The following is a 15,651-nucleotide window of genomic DNA, read 5'->3' on the forward strand; positions in this document are numbered from 1 at the left end:
CCGACAGAGCCACGCGGCGGCTTGATACGAATTCTCGACAAGTACCGGCACCGCACGGAGAATAGTCCGCTGCTGACAGGAGTCCCTATGCGCCGTTTGCTTTTTTCACTGTTGATGTTCTGCGTGTTGCCCGCCTGGGCGGACGGCCACGATCAGTTGTACAAGGTCGCCGGCTGGCCAGATCAACGTGCGCATTTCAATGACGCCCTGAGCGCCGCACAGCAGCGCTATCAGAACAGCCTACCGCCCGCCGTATTTCAGGCGCTGGTGAACAACAGCAATCAGCGCTTTGCCCCGCAGGCCGTCGATCAACGCGCCGAAGCGCAACTGCGGCAGAAGCTTGCCGACCCGAAACCGGCGCTGACCTTTTTTCAATCGCCGCTGGGCAAGAAAATTGTCGCGGCTGAATTGCTCGCGACCCGCCGCGATCAACTGGCGAAAAACGCCAAGGGCCTGCCGAAGATGCAGGTCAACGACAGCCGCCTGCTGATCATCGGCCACCTCGCCCAAGCCTTGCCGGCCCGTGAAGCCGGCGCCGAAGTGAGCCTGGCGATTGCTGGTGTGGCGGCGGACAGCTTGAGTTCGATGATCCCTGGGCTGCTCGGTGGTGGTCAGGCGCAAGGCATGCTCAATGGTCAGCGCCAGCGCTTGATGGATCAGATTGGCGCGGACATGAACAACACGTTGCTTTACGTGTATCGCGATCTGTCGGATGAAGAGCTCGAAGAGTTCGCGACGTTTGCCGAGTCGGCTGAGGGTAAGGCGTATTACCAGGCGGCGTTGGCAGCGATTCGCGCAGGACTTGCGGTCGGGCAATGATCTTCAGCGCCTGACCGGCCGCCTTCGTCGGAACGCCGCCCGGAGCCGGCTCGCTCCCACATGGGATTCGGGATGTTCACAAATTTTGTGTCCACTGAAGATCCAATGTGGGAGCGAGCCTGCTCGCGAAGAGGCCCTCACAGACGCTAAAGATTCCGCCCCCTGATCCGCTTGCTCAGAAATTCGAAATACTCCTCACGCATCTCCACCGTCTCATTCGCCAGATGATGCCGCGCCTCGGCCAGCAGCAAGATTTGCGGTCGATCAAACTTCCATTTCAATACCTGCAAATTGTGCTGCCAGTCGACGGTCATGTCCGCCTGCCCCTGAATGATCAGCGGCCGTCGCGGACTTTTTTTCGCGTGTTCGACGCGAATGATCCAACGCGACAACGCCCCAACCCACTTCGTCGGCAGGCGTCGTGGCTGCAACGGATCAGCCTGCAGAAACGGTAGGAAATCCGGATCGTTGGAGTTCTCGCTGAAACGTCGCGCGACACCTCTGACGAAAGGTCTGAGCAGGTAATAACTCAGCTGCGACCAGCCCCACGCTCGCGGCCGAACCAGCGGCGCCATCAAAATCACCTGGCCTTGCGCCGGGCTGTTTTCGCCATGGTTGAGCAGGTGATCAACCACAATCGCCCCGCCGGTGCTTTGTCCGCACAGATGCCACGGCTGCGGCAAGGAAATTGACTGCGCTTCGGCGAACAGCGCTTGCAGGGTGTCCTGGTATTCAGAGAAATCGCGAATGCTCGCGCGCGGCCCGCTCGACAAGCCATGGCCCGGCAAGTCGCAGGCGATCACCGCAAAATCCTGATCCAGCGCCCACTCGATCACATGCCGGTAGAGCCCGACGTGATCGTAATAACCGTGCAGCAGAAACAGTGTCGCCTTGACCTTCTCCGGCCACCAGCAATGGCTGACCAGCTCATAACCGTCGACGTCGAAACGGCCCATGCCACGCCAGACATCGCGATGGGGAAAATCGGTTTTATAAAATTGCTGGTACGCCTTCGCTTCGTCCGACAACGGCTGCCATTCGGCCAATGGCTTGAGGCTGGCGCGGATTTGATCGGGATCGAAAGTGGCAGGCATGCAGGAATTCCAAAGCGGTAAACAGACTTTATCGGCCTGCGATATTCATCTGTAGTGACAGACATGGCAAGCTAGCCGACCTTTCGAGGATCGAAAACCATGCGCTCGCCCTACCGCACCGCACTGTTTGCCAGCCTGCTCGCGCTGATTTGCGCCGGGGTGCTGTGGGCGGCGTATGACTGGTTTCAGGGGCGTTATCTGCGTGCGTTCAGCGAACACACGGCGGTATTTTCCGGTGATCCGCTGCGCCTGCCGGACAATCTCGCCGGTCCCGGCAAGATCCGCCTGGTGCATTTCTGGGACCCGGCTTGCCCGTGCAATGTCGGCAACCAACAGCATCTGACCGAGATGGTCGAGCAGTTCGGCGCCAAAGGCGTTGAGTTCTTCGCCGTGCAGAAGGCTGGCAGCCACGGCCAGTTGCCCGCGACCCTCAGCAGCCTGAAAACCATCACGATATTGCCCGGTTCCGAACAGGTGCCCGCCAGCCCGGCCGTGGCGATCTGGGACCGCAGCGGCAAACTGGCGTACTTCGGCCCGTACAGCGAAGGCCTGACCTGCAACTCCAGCAACAGCTTTATCGAACCGATTTTGAATGCCCTGACAGAAAATCGCCCGGTCAATGCCACGCACACCCTGGCGGTCGGTTGTTACTGCCCGTGGCCGGTGGAAACGCCGTAAGGCATTCCGGACTTTTCAAGGACAGCGCTGCACGGCACAGAAGGACTGTGCTAATTGTTTGCAGCCCGACGGGCGGCAATCCCGCCTGCACAAGGAGTCACCATGAAGCGCGTGTTCACCGTACTTGTCTTGCTCATCGTTGTTCTGCTCGCCGGCGTCGGCTGGTATGTCTACAGCAAGCAACCGACGCGCCAGGGCCAGGTCGAACTGCGCAACCTGCAAGGTTCGGTGACCGTGCGCTATGACGAGCGCGGCGTGCCGCACATCCGCGCCGAAAACGAAACCGACCTCTACCGCGCCCTCGGCTATGTGCATGCCCAGGATCGCCTGTTCCAGATGGAAGCCATGCGCCGCCTCGCCCGTGGTGAGCTGGCGGAAGTTCTCGGGCCGAAGCTGCTCGACACCGACAAACTGTTCCGCAGCCTGCGCATCCGCGAGCGCGCCGCCAGTTACGTCGCCAGTCTCGATAAACAGTCGCCGGCGTGGAAGGGCCTGCAAGCCTATCTGGATGGCATCAACCAATATCAGGACAGCCACGCCGCGCCGATCGAGTTTGACGTGCTCGGCATCCCCAAACGACCTTTCACGGCAGAAGACAGCATCAGCGTCGCCGGCTACATGGCCTACAGCTTTGCTGCGGCGTTTCGCACCGAACCGCTGCTGACCTACGTGCGCGATCAGCTCGGTGCCGATTACCTCAAGGTCTTCGACCTCGACTGGCAGCCCAAAGGTGTGCTGGTCAACGGTCACGCCAAGCCTGCGCCGGCCCTCGCCGCCGGCGACTGGAAAGACCTCAATGCCCTCGCCCGCCTCAGCGAACTGGCACTGATCGATAATGGTCTGCCGCAGTTCGAAGGCAGCAACGCCTGGGTCATCGCGGGCAGCCGCAGCCAGAGCGGCAAACCGCTGCTGGCCGGTGACCCGCACATTCGCTTCTCGGTGCCGTCGGTATGGTACGAGGCGCAACTGTCGGCGCCGGGCTTCGAGTTGTACGGTCATCATCAGGCGCTGGTGCCTTTCGCCTTCCTCGGCCACAACCTCGATTTCGGCTGGAGCCTGACCATGTTCCAGAACGACGATCTGGACCTGATCGCCGAGAAGGTCAACCCGGATAATCCGAATCAGGTCTGGTATCGCGGCCAGTGGACCGACATGGTCGTCACACAGCAGCAGATCAACGTGAAGGGGCAGTCGCCGGTGACCCTCACTCTGCGGCAATCGCCCCACGGCCCGATCGTCAACGATGCCCTCGGCACCGCTGCCGGCAAGACACCGATTGCGATGTGGTGGGCCTTCCTCGAAACACCGAACCCGATCCTCGAAGGCTTCTACCAGCTCAACCGTGCCGACACTCTGGCCAAGGCCCGCGCCGCTGCCGCAAAAGTCCAGGCGCCGGGGCTGAACCTGGTTTACGCCAACGCCAAAGGCGATATCGCCTGGTGGGCCTCGGCGTTGCTACCCAAGCGCCCGGCCGGGGTGCGGCCGGAATTCATGCTCGACGGCAGCAGCAATCAGGCCGACAAGGACGGTTTCTACCCGTTCAGCGCCAACCCGCAGGAAGAGAACCCGGCGCGCGGCTACATTGTCTCGGCCAACTTCCAGCCGCTCTCGCCGACCGGCATGGAGATTCCCGGTTACTACAACCTCGCCGATCGCGGCCAGCAACTCAATCGCCAGCTCAGCGACAAGAGCGTGAAGTGGACCAACGAGGCCAACCAGAAACTGCAACTGGGCACCGCCACCGGCTACGGCCCGCGCTTGCTGGCGCCATTGCTGCCGGTGCTGCGCGAGGTGGTCAGCGATCCGGCACAGTTGAAACTGGTCGAGCAACTGGCGCAGTGGCCAGGCGACTATCCGCTGGACTCGGTCAGTGCGACAGTGTTCAACCAGTTCCTCTACGACCTGGCCGATGCGGCAATGCGGGATGAGTTGGGCAATGACTTCTTCGAGACATTGCTGTCGACGCGGGTGATCGATGCGGCGCTGCCGAAACTGGCGGCGAATGCCGATTCACCGTGGTGGGATAACCGCAGCACACCGAACAAGGAGACCCGTGCCGATGTCGTGCGCGCGGCGTGGCAGGCGAGCATGCAGCACTTGAAGCTGACCCTCGGCGATAACTCTGCCGAGTGGAAATGGGGCGCGGCGCATACGCTGACTCACGGCCATCCGTTGGGACAGCAGAAGCCACTGGATCGGATTTTCAATGTCGGGCCGTTTGCGGCGCCGGGCAGTCACGAAGTGCCGAACAACCTGTCGGCGAGGATCGGACCGGCACCGTGGCCGGTGACCTACGGGCCGTCGACACGGCGCTTGGTGGATTTTGCCGATCCGGCGCATGGCTTGACGATCAACCCGGTTGGGCAGAGTGGTGTGCCGTTTGATAGCCACTATGACGATCAGGCTGAGGCGTATGTCGACGGGATTTATGTGCAGGCGCATTTCAATGCCGAAGAGGTGACGGCGAATACGCGCAGTACCTTGAAGTTGTTGCCGGCGCGGGCAGCGCCTTAAAAGCCCCTCACCCTAGCCCTCTCCCGGGGGGAGAGGGGACTGATTGGGGGATGCTCAAGGCTTACAGCGACCTGACACTGCTTTACCGAATCCATAATCGCTAAGGTCTTTCAGGTCGATGTATCACGCCAGACACTGCGGTCGGCTCCCTCTCCCTCTGGGAGAGGGCTGGGGTGAGGGTATGGGTCAAACCATCACCGCAAAGTTCAGCCGAAACTGCTGCGGCGTAACCCCCAACCGCCGGTTAAACACCCCGCGCATATGTTGCGCGTCACGAAACCCACACTGATACGCCACCGTCTTCAACGGCGCCGCCGTGCTCTCCAGCATCACCCGCGCCGCATCCACCCGCGCCCGCTCGACGAACTCCGCCGGCGTCACCTTCGCCTCCCGAGCAAACACCCGCGAAAAATTGCGCGCACTCATGTTCGCCGCAGTTGCCAGATCGGCAATCGTCAGATCGCCCGTCAGATTAGCCAATACATAAAGCTGCACCATCGCTACCGCCGACGTCGGCTCCGCATGCGGCGTGAGGAACGGGCTGAACTGCGACTGCCCACCGGAGCGCTGAGTAAACACCACCAGCCGCTTGGCCACGCTCAGCGCCACCTCAGCGCCGTGATCCCGCGCCAGCAGATACAGCGACAGATCGATCCCCGCCGTCACCCCGGCAGAGGTGTAGAGCGTGCCGTCCTCGACATATAAACGATCCGCGTCGACCTGCGTCGTCGGACACAACTGCGCCAACGCCTCGGCATCGTTCCAATGCGTGGTGACGGTGCGCCCTTCCAGCAATCCGGCCCGCGCCAGCATAAACGCGCCGTTGCAGATCGAGCCGAAACGCTGTGCCCGCGCGCAGGCTTCACGCAGCCAATCATCGAACGTCGCGCCAAAAACCATGAACGGCAATTGTGGGCCACCGGCGACCAGCAGCAGGTCGTAGGCATCCAGCGCTTCGCTGAAATGCCGATGGGCGTTCAGGTTCAAACCGTTGGAACAGGCCATCGGGCCGTGTTCGACGCCGATCACATCGAGCCGATAGTGATCCTCGGGCGCCAGGAAGCGATTGGCCTCGGCGAACACATCCATAGGGCCGCTGACGTCCAGCGACTGCACGCCTGCGAACACGACGATGGCGACGGTTTTGCTCATGGCTGTGGATTCCCCCTTTAAGAGCAAAAGATCGCAGCCTGCGGCCGCTCCTACAGGTGTCCGCTTTCCCATGTAGGAGCTGCCGCAGGCTGCGATCTTTTTAGCTTGGCACGATTTGCGCGTCGAATGGCAAGGATCGCAGCCATGCATCGATTGTTCGCTTCCCGCGCCGGGAACAGACTTTCCCCATCAGCGCCACGACGGCGTTTTCGACGAGGAAATCGTTATGAGCACCACCATTGCCTGCATCAAAATCCCCGACAGCACCCTCGCCCGGGCCACCACCGAGTACATCCGCGACATCGAGTCCGACCTGCTCTACCACCATTCGCGTCGGGTATTTCTGTTCGGCGCGCTGAGTGGTGAGCGCCAGCAACTGGCCTACGATCCGGAACTGTTGTACGTCGGCGCGATGTTCCACGACCTCGGTCTGGTCGAAGGCCACCGCAGTGATGACGAGCGTTTTGAAGTCGACGGCGCGAACGCGGCAGCAGCGTTTCTCAAACCGTACGGGTTGAGCGATGACGACATCGAACAGGTGTGGCTGTCGATTGCCCTGCACACCACGCCAGGCGTGCCGAAGCATCTGCGCCCGACCGTGGCGCTGGTAACGGCTGGTGTGGAAATGGATGTGCTGGGCATGGATTACGCGGCGTTCAGCACTGTGCAGCGCGAGGCGGTGGTGCATGCGCACCCGCGTGGGGAAGGTTTCAAGGAGTGCATCATCTGCGCGTTTGCCGATGGTTTGCGCCATCGTCCGCAGACGACGTTTGGCAATGTGAAGACCGATGTGCTGAAGGATCAGCAGCCGGGGTTCAAGCCGATGAACTTTGTCGAGGTCATCCGCAACTCTCCCTGGACTGCATAAAACCCATGTAGGAGTGAGCCTGCTCGCGATGGCGGTGTGTCAGCCAGGTAGTTTTCAGCTGACACACCGCCATCGCGAGCAGGCTCACTCCTACATGGGGATTTGGGTTGGTCTTGAGAAAGGGACCAACCCGATATTGCCTACGCCGCTTCCGGCGCTGGTGCGCGACGCACGTCCGGCTGTTTCCACGAATCGGCTGCGCTTTCTTCGATGGCTTGCTGGATGGCTTTCTTGCGCGCTTCTTCGGCACGGCGGCTGAAGAACCAGACCATGAAGGTCACGATCGATACCGCCAGCAGGATCAGACTGGCCACGGCGTTGATCTCAGGCTTCACACCCAGACGCACCGCCGAGAACACTTCCATCGGCAGGGTCGTCGAACCCGGCCCCGAGACGAAGCTCGCCAGCACCAGATCATCCAGCGACAGCGCGAACGACATCATGCCGCCCGCCGCCAGCGATGGCGCGATCATCGGGATGGTGATCAGGAAGAACACCTTCCACGGCCGCGCACCGAGGTCCATCGCCGCTTCTTCGATCGACAGGTCCAGCTCACGCAGGCGCGCCGACACCACCACCGCCACATACGCCGCACAGAACGTGGTGTGGGCGATCCAGATGGTGACGATGCCACGTTCCTGCGGCCAGCCGATCATCTGCGCCATGGCTACGAACAACAACAGCAGCGACAGACCGGTGATCACTTCCGGCATCACCAACGGCGCTGTCACCAGGCCGCCGAACAGCGTGCGGCCCTTGAAGCGGGTGATGCGGGTCAGTACGAACGCTGCCAGCGTCCCCAGCGCCACCGCGGCAACTGCGGTGTAGCAGGCGATTTCCAGCGAGCGCAGCACCGAGCCCATCAGTTGCGTGTTGTCGAGCAGGCCGACGTACCACTTGATCGACCAGCCGCCCCACACCGTCACCAGCTTCGAGGCGTTGAACGAGTAGATCACCAGGATCAGCATCGGCAGGTAGATAAACAGCAAACCCAGAACCAGCATCAGGCTGGAGAAACGGAAGCGCTTCATTCTTTACCCTCCATTTCCTTGGCCTGACTGCGGTTGAACAGGATGATCGGCACAATCAGGATCGCCAGCATCACCACCGCCAGCGCGGACGCCACCGGCCAGTCACGGTTGTTGAAGAACTCTTGCCACAGCACCTTGCCGATCATCAGGGTTTCCGGACCGCCAAGCAGTTCCGGGATCACGAACTCGCCGACCACCGGGATGAATACCAGCATGCAGCCGGCAATGATGCCGTTCTTGGACAGCGGAATAGTGATTTTCCAGAAGCTGTTGAAGGTGCTCGAACCGAGGTCGGATGCCGCTTCCAGCAGACTGTGATCGTGCTTCACCAGGTTGGCGTACAGCGGCAGGATCATGAACGGCAGGTACGAGTAAACGACGCCGATGTACACCGCAAGATTGGTGTTGAGGATCTGCAAAGGTTCGTCGATGAAACCCATGCTCATCAGGAAACCGTTGAGCAAACCGTTGTTGCTGAGGATGCCCATCCACGCGTAAACGCGGATCAGGATCGCCGTCCAGGTCGGCATCATGATCAGCAGCACCAGCACCGTTTGCAGCTCTTTACGGGCGGTGGCGATGGCGTAGGCCATCGGGTAGCCGATCACCAGACAGAGGACAGTGCTGATCAGCGCCATCTTCAACGAGCCGAGGTACGCGGCGATGTACAACTCGTCGCCCGCCAGCATTGCGTAGTTGCCCAGGTTCAGCAGTAGTTGCAGCTTCTGCTCCGCGTACGTGTAGATCTCGGTGTACGGCGGGATGGCCACGTCGGCTTCGGCGAAGCTGATCTTCAGGACGATGAAGAACGGCAACATGAAGAACAGAAACAGCCAGATGAACGGGACCCCGATGACCAGTTGCCGGCCATTGGGGATTATTCGGTTGATGCGGCGTTTGAATTTGCGCATGTTCATGAGCGGAGTACCACGCCGCTGTCGTCTTCCCACCACACGTAGACCTGATCGCCCCAGGTCGGACGCGCGCCGCGACGTTCGGCGTTGGCGACGAACGACTGCACCAGTTTGCCGCTTGGCAATTCGACGTAGAACACCGAGTGCCCGCCGAGGTAGGCAATGTCGTGGACCTTGCCGCTCGACCAGTTGTATTCGCAGGTCGGTTGGTCGGCGGTGACCAGCAGCTTCTCCGGGCGGATCGCGTAGGTGACCGACTTGTCCTGCACCGAAGTACTGATGCCGTGGCCAACGTAGATCTGCCGATCAAGATCTTTGCAGGTGATGGTTGCGTGGCCTTCGGCGTCGTCGATCACTTCGCCTTCGAAGATATTGACGTTGCCGATGAATTCGCAGACCAGACGGCTGGTCGGGGTTTCGTAGATGTCGATCGGGCTGCCGATCTGGGCGATCCAGCCGAGGTGCATGATCGCGATGCGCTCGGCCATGGTCATGGCCTCTTCCTGGTCGTGGGTCACCATCACGCAAGTCACGCCGACGCGCTCGATGATTTCCACCAGCTCCAGTTGCATCTGCGAGCGCAGTTTCTTGTCCAGTGCGCCCATCGGCTCATCGAGCAACAGCAGCTTCGGCCGCTTGGCCAGTGAACGGGCCAGCGCCACGCGCTGACGCTGACCGCCCGACAATTGATGCGGCTTGCGCTTGGCGTACTGGCTCATCTGTACGAGCTTGAGCATCTCGGCCACGCGAGCGTCGACTTCAGCCGCCGGGATCTTGTCCTGCTTGAGGCCGAAGGCGATGTTCTGCGCCACGGTCATGTGCGGGAACAAGGCGTACGACTGGAACATCATGTTGATCGGACGTTCGTACGGCGGCATGTCGGTGATGTCGACGCCGTCGAGGAAAATGCGCCCCTCCGTGGGCCGTTCGAACCCTGCCAGCATCCGCAGCAGAGTGGATTTGCCCGATCCCGAACCGCCGAGCAGGGCGAAGATTTCGCCTTTCTTGATTTCCAGGGACACATCGTCCACGGCAATCGTCTCGTCGAACTTCTTCGTGACCCGGTCGATTTTGACCAGCACCTGTTTCGGTGTCTGGTCGCCCTCGAGGGCTTTCTTATAGGCGCCGGAGGCAACTGCCATTTACGAAACTCCCAGAAAAAAACAGTGCAGTTCGCCCCGCAAGGCGAACCCAGGATAGTGTGTGCCTTACATCCCCGACTTGACCTTGGTCCAGCTGCGGGTCATCAGGCGCTGAATGTTCGGTGGTAACTCGGTCGATACGTAGGCCTTGTCGATAACGGCCTGCGGCGGATACACCGACGCATCGGTACGGATGGATTGTTCCATCAGCTTGTCCGCCCCCGGGTTGGGGTTGGCGTAACCGACGTAATCACTGACCTGAGCGATCACCTCAGGTTTCAGCAGATAGTTGATGAAGGCATGGGCCTGCTTCACGTTCGACGAATCCTTGGGGATTGCCAGCATGTCGAACCACAAGGCACCGCCCTCTTTCGGCACCGCGTAGGCGATGTTCACGCCCTTCTTGGCTTCGGCTGCGCGGTTTTTCGCTTGGAAGATATCGCCGGAGAAACCGATGGCCACGCAGATGTCACCGTTAGCCAGATCACCGATGTATTTCGAGGAATGGAAGTAGGTCACGTAAGGACGCACCGCGAGCAACTTGTCGGTGGCTTTTTCGTAGTCCTTGGGATTGGTGCTGTTGGCATTCAGGCCCAGATAGTTGAGCACAGTCGGCATCATTTCATCCGCCGAATCGAGGAACGCCACGCCGCAGCTTTGCAGCTTCTTGATGTTCTCAGGCTCGAACAAAACGCCCCACGAATCGATCTTGTCGACACCCAGCACAGCTTTCACTTTATCGACGTTGTAGCCGATGCCGTTGGTTCCCCACAGATACGGCACGGCGTACAGGTTGCCCGGATCGTTCTGCTCCAGACGCTTGAGCAGCGCCGGGTCGAGATTGGAATAATTCGGCAGCTGCGACTTGTCGAGCTTCTGGAACGCGCCGGCCTTGATCTGCTTGCCGAGGAAGTGGTTCGACGGTACGACCACGTCGTAGCCGGTACGCCCGGCGAGCAGCTTGCCTTCCAGGGTTTCGTTGGAGTCGAAGACGTCGTAGACCGGTTTTATCCCGGTGGCTTTCTGGAAGTCGGCCAGGGTGGTCTCGCCGATGTAATCGGACCAGTTATAAATATGCACCGTACCGGCGGCCTGGGCTCCGACAGCAATCGTCAGGCCGGCAGTGGCCAGCAGGGCTTTGCGCAAAGAAGAAAAAATAGGCAAGTGGAGGTCCTCTAAATTAGTTGGGCCCAAGTTGCCCCGCGCTGCATGACAGCCGTGGCTGCCCGGCAACAAAACCGGCGCGCAACTTACCCTCGAAAAACCGTTCCTGCAAAACTTCCTGTCATTTAATTGATCCGCTGGCCGCCCGCGCGGGGCATGACGGCCAGCGGTTGTTGCGTCAAACCGGCTTATTTACCGGATTTGATCTTGGTCCAGCTGCGAGTGATCAGGCGCAGGGTCGCTGCGTCCAGATCGCTGATCGCGTAGAGCTGCTTCTTCACTTCAGCCGACGGGTAGATGCTCGGATCGCTGGTGATGTCCTTGTCCACCAGTGGCGTGGCAGCTTTGTTGCCGTTCGGGAAACGCACGGCATTGGTGATGCCGGCCATCACTTGCGGCTCAAGCAGGTAGTTCGTGAACTTGTAGGCGGCTTCGACGTTTTCGGCATCCTTGGGAATGGCGACCATGTCGTAGAACGTGCCAGCACCTTCTTTTGGAATGGTGTAGGCCAGCTTGACCTTGTCACCGGCTTCCTGGGCGCGGGTCTTGGATTGTTCCAGGTCACCCGAGTAACCGACGGCGACGCAGATGTTGCCGTTGGCCAGGTCGGAGATGTACTTGGAGGAATGGAAGTAGGCAACCGAAGGACGAATCTTCAGGAACAGGTCTTCGGCGGCCTTCAGGTCAGCCTTGTCCTTGCTGTTGGTCGGCTTGCCCAGATAGTGCAACGCCGCCGGAATCATTTCGGTCGGGGCGTCGAGGAAGCTTACGCCGCAGCTTTTGAGCTTCTCGATGTTTTCAGGCTTGAACACCACGTCCCAGGAATCGATCTTGTCGATGCCCAGCGCAGCCTTGACCTTGGCCGGGTTGTAGCCGATGCCGATCGAGCCCCACATGTACGGGAACGCGTGCTTGTTGCCTTGGTCGCTGGCATCACCAACAGCCTTGAGCAGGTCTTCGTCGAGGTTCTTCCAGTTCGGCAGCTTGGACTTGTCCAGCTCCTGGTAAACACCGGCCTTGATCTGCTTGGCGAGGAAGTTATTGGAAGGCACCACAATGTCGTAACCGGACTTGCCGGCCAGCAGCTTGGCTTCGAGGGTTTCGTTGCTGTCGAAGACGTCATAGACGACTTTGATCCCGGTGGCTTTTTCGAAGTTGGCCACAGTGTCCGGGGCGATGTAGTCGGACCAGTTGTAGACGTGCAACACCTTGTCGTCCGCCTGAGCCGCAGTCGCCATGACTCCCATCAGGGACATGGCGAGCAGAGTCTTGCCAGCGAGCTTTTTGCCTAATGCCTTCATGCGTTAATGCTCCAAATTTTTCTTTTTTGAACCACTTTGTTCAGCGGCCGAACCCGGACAACTGGAACCGCGGCTAGTCTGGCAAGATCCGAGGCGGTCTTTCAAGAAAAGACCAGCCTTTCTGACAGCTTTGAGCGAGCGCGCCGCAGCTCCCCCGCTCAAAGCCTAGCACTTAGCCCTGCAACGCACTGAGGGTCAGGTCCAGGCATTTACGTGCCTTTGTAACCAGTTCATCGATCTCGGCTTTGCTGATCACCAGCGGCGGCGCGATGATCATGGTGTCGCCCACAGCGCGCATGATCAGGCCGTTGTCGAAGCAGAACTGGCGGCAGATCATGCCGACGCCCTTGCCTTCGTAACGCTTGCGCGTGGCCTTGTCCTGCACCAGCTCGATCGCGCCCAACAGACCGACTCCGCGAACTTCACCCACCAACGGGTGATCGTTCAGTTCCCGCAGACGTTTCTGCAAATACGGTGCCGTTTCGTTGTGCGCGTTCTCGATAATTTTCTCATCGCGCAGGATACGGATGTTTTCCAGGCCCACCGCTGCCGCCACCGGGTGACCGGAGTAAGTGAAGCCGTGGTTGAAATCGCCACCTTCGTTGAGCACCGCAACAACGGAGTCACGGACGATCAGGCCACCCATCGGGATGTAGCCGGAAGTCAGGCCTTTGGCGATGGTCATCATGTCAGGCTTGAGATCGTAGAAATCGCTACCGAACCACTCACCGGTACGGCCGAAACCGCAAATCACTTCGTCCGCGACGAAGAGGATGTCGTACTTGGCGAGGATTTCCTTGATGCGCGGCCAGTAGCTGTCGGGCGGAATGATCACACCGCCGGCGCCCTGAATCGGCTCGGCAATAAAGGCACCGACGTTGTCGACGCCGACTTCGAGAATCTTCTCTTCCAGCTGATTGGCCGCCCAGATACCGAACTCTTCCGGCGACATCTCGCCACCCTCGGCGAACCAGTACGGCTGGGCGATGTGGACGATGCCCGGGATCGGCAAGTCGCCTTGTTCGTGCATATAAGTCATGCCACCGAGGCTCGCGCCGGCCACGGTCGAACCGTGATAACCGTTCTTGCGGCTGATGATGACTTTTTTGTTCGGCTGACCCTTGATCGCCCAATAGTGGCGGACCATGCGCAGCATGGTGTCGTTGCCTTCGGAGCCGGAACCGGTGAAGAACACATGGTTCATGCCTTCCGGTGCCACGTCGGCAATGGCCTTGGCCAGTTCCAGCGCCGGCGGGTGCGCGGTCTGGAAGAACAGGTTGTAGTACGGCAGTTCGCGCATCTGTTTGGCGGCTGCGTCGGCCAGCTCATCGCGACCATAACCGATGGCCACGCACCACAGACCGGCCATGCCGTCGAGAATCTTGTTGCCTTCGCTGTCCCACAGGTAAACGCCCTTGGCGTTGGTGATGATCCGCGGACCCTTCTCTTTCAGCTGCTTGAAGTCGCTGAACGGGGCCAGGTGGTGATCATTGCTAAGTGCTTGCCACTCGCGGGTTTGCGGGTTGTTGCTGGTCATGCCAATTCTCCTTGTTATCGGTGAAGACGCGGCCGCTGAGGACCGCGCCCGGCGTATCAGACGGCGAAGAGCAGGTATTCACGCTCCCAGGAACTGATCACGCGCTTGAAGTTTTCATGCTCGGCCCGTTTTACCGCGACGTAGCCAGTGATGAAGGTTTTGCCCAGGTACTTCTCGATGGTGGCGCTGTTTTCCATACGCTCCAGCGCGTCTTCGATGGTCAGCGGCAGGCGCAGGTTGCGGCGCTCGTAACCACGGCCCACCACTGGTGCGCTCGGGTTGAGGCCTTCGACCATGCCGATGTAACCGCAGAGCAGGCTCGCGGCGATCGCCAGGTACGGGTTGGCGTCGGCGCCCGGCAGACGGTTTTCCACACGGCGGTTCTGCGGGCCGGCATCCGGTACCCGCAGGCCCACGGTGCGGTTCTCTTCGCCCCACTCGACGTTCACCGGTGCCGAGGTGTCCGGCAGGAAGCGGCGGAACGAGTTGACGTTGGGGGCGAACAGCGGCAGCAATTCCGGAATCAGCTTCTGCAAGCCACCGATGTGGTGCAGGAACAACTGGCTCATGGTTCCGTCTTCATTGGAGAAGACGTTCTTGCCGGTCTCGATGTCGATGATGCTCTGGTGCAAGTGCATCGCACTGCCCGGCTCACCGGTCATTGGCTTGGCCATGAAAGTCGCAGCCACGTCGTGCTTGAGTGCGGCTTCGCGCATGGTGCGCTTGAACACCAGAATCTGGTCGGCCAGCGACAGCGCGTCGCCGTGACGGAAGTTGATTTCCATCTGCGCCGTGCCGTCTTCGTGGATCAGCGTGTCGAGGTCCAGTTCCTGCAGTTCGCACCAGTCGTAGACGTCTTCGAACAGCGGGTCGAATTCGTTCGCCGCTTCGATGGAGAACGACTGGCGACCGATTTCCGGACGGCCCGAACGGCCGATTGGCGGCTGCAACGGATAGTCAGGGTCGTCACTGCGCTTGGTCAGGTAGAACTCCATTTCCGGCGCCACAATCGGCTGCCAGCCTTTGTCGGCATAGAGTTTGAGGACCTTCTTGAGGACGTTGCGCGGCGACAGCTCGATCGGGTTGCCTTGCTTGTCGTAGGTGTCGTGGATCACCTGCGCAGTGGGCTCGATGGCCCACGGCACCAGGTACACGGCGTTCTGGTCGGGGCGGCAGATCATGTCGATGTCGGCTGGGTCGAGCAGTTCGTAATAGATGTCGTCTTCGACGTAGTCGCCGGTCACGGTCTGCAACAGCACGCTTTCCGGCAGACGCATGCCTTTTTCGGCAATGAACTTGTTGGTCGGCGAAATCTTGCCCCGGGTGATACCGGTCAAGTCGGCGATCATGCATTCGACTTCTGTGATCTTGTGGTCTTTCAACCAATCGGTGAGCTGGTCGAGGTTGTTACTCATAAATGCCTCTGGGCTGAGTCTC

13 protein-coding genes are annotated in these 15,651 nt (G+C 60.2%); 4 read left to right on the plus strand and 9 right to left on the minus strand.

Annotated features, from left to right (window positions below):
* Positions 1-87: 87 nt before the first annotated feature.
* Positions 88-819: a DUF2059 domain-containing protein gene (locus PspR84_RS27645; RefSeq protein ID WP_160059807.1), complete on the plus strand. Its 732-nt coding sequence runs from the start codon at positions 88-90 to the stop codon at positions 817-819.
* Positions 820-965: 146 nt separating this feature from the next.
* Here the strand turns inward: PspR84_RS27645 and PspR84_RS27650 are convergent, their stop codons facing one another.
* The gene (locus tag PspR84_RS27650) at positions 966-1,913 is read right to left on the minus strand and encodes an alpha/beta hydrolase (protein ID WP_160059808.1); all 948 of its coding nucleotides are present in this window, start codon (positions 1,911-1,913) and stop codon (positions 966-968) included.
* Positions 1,914-2,012: 99 nt separating this feature from the next.
* On the opposite strand from PspR84_RS27650, the gene PspR84_RS27655 reads away from it, so the two are divergent.
* On the plus strand, positions 2,013-2,591 hold the full coding sequence (locus tag PspR84_RS27655) for a DUF6436 domain-containing protein (RefSeq protein WP_160059809.1): 579 nt from the start codon (positions 2,013-2,015) through the stop codon (positions 2,589-2,591).
* A 102-nt stretch (positions 2,592-2,693) separates the two neighbouring features.
* The gene (locus PspR84_RS27660; protein WP_160059810.1) at positions 2,694-5,105 is read left to right on the plus strand and encodes a penicillin acylase family protein; all 2,412 of its coding nucleotides are present in this window, start codon (positions 2,694-2,696) and stop codon (positions 5,103-5,105) included.
* Between the two features lie 186 nt (positions 5,106-5,291).
* Here the strand turns inward: PspR84_RS27660 and PspR84_RS27665 are convergent, their stop codons facing one another.
* Complete coding sequence (locus tag PspR84_RS27665) at positions 5,292-6,257, minus strand: GlxA family transcriptional regulator (RefSeq protein WP_160059811.1); 966 nt, start codon at positions 6,255-6,257, stop codon at positions 5,292-5,294.
* A 226-nt stretch (positions 6,258-6,483) separates the two neighbouring features.
* On the opposite strand from PspR84_RS27665, the gene PspR84_RS27670 reads away from it, so the two are divergent.
* Complete coding sequence (locus PspR84_RS27670; RefSeq protein ID WP_160059812.1) at positions 6,484-7,125, plus strand: HD domain-containing protein; 642 nt, start codon at positions 6,484-6,486, stop codon at positions 7,123-7,125.
* Between the two features lie 140 nt (positions 7,126-7,265).
* On the opposite strand, the gene PspR84_RS27675 is transcribed toward PspR84_RS27670, so the two are convergent.
* The 7 genes from PspR84_RS27675 to PspR84_RS27705 form a co-directional block, all read right to left on the minus strand.
* On the minus strand, positions 7,266-8,156 hold the full coding sequence (locus PspR84_RS27675) for an ABC transporter permease subunit (RefSeq protein WP_093429780.1): 891 nt from the start codon (positions 8,154-8,156) through the stop codon (positions 7,266-7,268).
* Positions 8,153-9,034 carry an ABC transporter permease subunit gene (locus PspR84_RS27680; protein ID WP_174244537.1) on the minus strand — a complete coding sequence of 294 codons (882 nt, stop codon included), beginning with the start codon at positions 9,032-9,034 and terminating at the stop codon, positions 8,153-8,155. The genes PspR84_RS27675 and PspR84_RS27680 overlap by 4 nt, the downstream gene beginning before the upstream one ends.
* A gap of 35 nt (positions 9,035-9,069) precedes the next feature.
* Positions 9,070-10,212, minus strand: a complete 1,143-nt coding sequence (potA, locus tag PspR84_RS27685) for a polyamine ABC transporter ATP-binding protein (RefSeq protein ID WP_007913856.1) — start codon at positions 10,210-10,212, stop codon at positions 9,070-9,072.
* 66 nt (positions 10,213-10,278) lie between these two features.
* Positions 10,279-11,376: a polyamine ABC transporter substrate-binding protein gene (locus tag PspR84_RS27690; protein WP_160059814.1), complete on the minus strand. Its 1,098-nt coding sequence runs from the start codon at positions 11,374-11,376 to the stop codon at positions 10,279-10,281.
* A 188-nt stretch (positions 11,377-11,564) separates the two neighbouring features.
* The gene (locus PspR84_RS27695) at positions 11,565-12,677 is read right to left on the minus strand and encodes a polyamine ABC transporter substrate-binding protein (RefSeq protein ID WP_160059815.1); all 1,113 of its coding nucleotides are present in this window, start codon (positions 12,675-12,677) and stop codon (positions 11,565-11,567) included.
* Positions 12,678-12,849: 172 nt separating this feature from the next.
* On the minus strand, positions 12,850-14,214 hold the full coding sequence (locus tag PspR84_RS27700) for an aspartate aminotransferase family protein (protein WP_077574959.1): 1,365 nt from the start codon (positions 14,212-14,214) through the stop codon (positions 12,850-12,852).
* A 56-nt stretch (positions 14,215-14,270) separates the two neighbouring features.
* Positions 14,271-15,629, minus strand: coding sequence for a glutamine synthetase family protein (locus tag PspR84_RS27705; RefSeq protein WP_034151968.1), 1,359 nt, complete (start codon positions 15,627-15,629; stop codon positions 14,271-14,273).
* Positions 15,630-15,651 lie beyond the last annotated feature (22 nt).

It is taken from the genome of Pseudomonas sp. R84 (genome assembly GCF_009834515.1).
In the GTDB taxonomy this organism is placed as follows: domain Bacteria; phylum Pseudomonadota; class Gammaproteobacteria; order Pseudomonadales; family Pseudomonadaceae; genus Aquipseudomonas.

Bases quoted from the DNA above. Each gene is read 5' to 3' on its own strand.
- PspR84_RS27665 (WP_160059811.1), bottom strand. From the start codon at position 6,257: ATGAGCAAAACCGTCGCCATCGTCGTGTTCGCAGGCGTGCAGTCGCTG.
- PspR84_RS27695 (WP_160059815.1), bottom strand. From the start codon at position 12,677: ATGAAGGCATTAGGCAAAAAGCTCGCTGGCAAGACTCTGCTCGCCATG.
- potA (WP_007913856.1), bottom strand. From the start codon at position 10,212: ATGGCAGTTGCCTCCGGCGCCTATAAGAAAGCCCTCGAGGGCGACCAG.
- PspR84_RS27660 (WP_160059810.1), top strand. From the start codon at position 2,694: ATGAAGCGCGTGTTCACCGTACTTGTCTTGCTCATCGTTGTTCTGCTC.
- PspR84_RS27670 (WP_160059812.1), top strand. From the start codon at position 6,484: ATGAGCACCACCATTGCCTGCATCAAAATCCCCGACAGCACCCTCGCC.
- PspR84_RS27705 (WP_034151968.1), bottom strand. From the start codon at position 15,629: ATGAGTAACAACCTCGACCAGCTCACCGATTGGTTGAAAGACCACAAG.
- PspR84_RS27700 (WP_077574959.1), bottom strand. From the start codon at position 14,214: ATGACCAGCAACAACCCGCAAACCCGCGAGTGGCAAGCACTTAGCAAT.
- PspR84_RS27675 (WP_093429780.1), bottom strand. From the start codon at position 8,156: ATGAAGCGCTTCCGTTTCTCCAGCCTGATGCTGGTTCTGGGTTTGCTG.
- PspR84_RS27650 (WP_160059808.1), bottom strand. From the start codon at position 1,913: ATGCCTGCCACTTTCGATCCCGATCAAATCCGCGCCAGCCTCAAGCCA.
- PspR84_RS27655 (WP_160059809.1), top strand. From the start codon at position 2,013: ATGCGCTCGCCCTACCGCACCGCACTGTTTGCCAGCCTGCTCGCGCTG.
- PspR84_RS27645 (WP_160059807.1), top strand. From the start codon at position 88: ATGCGCCGTTTGCTTTTTTCACTGTTGATGTTCTGCGTGTTGCCCGCC.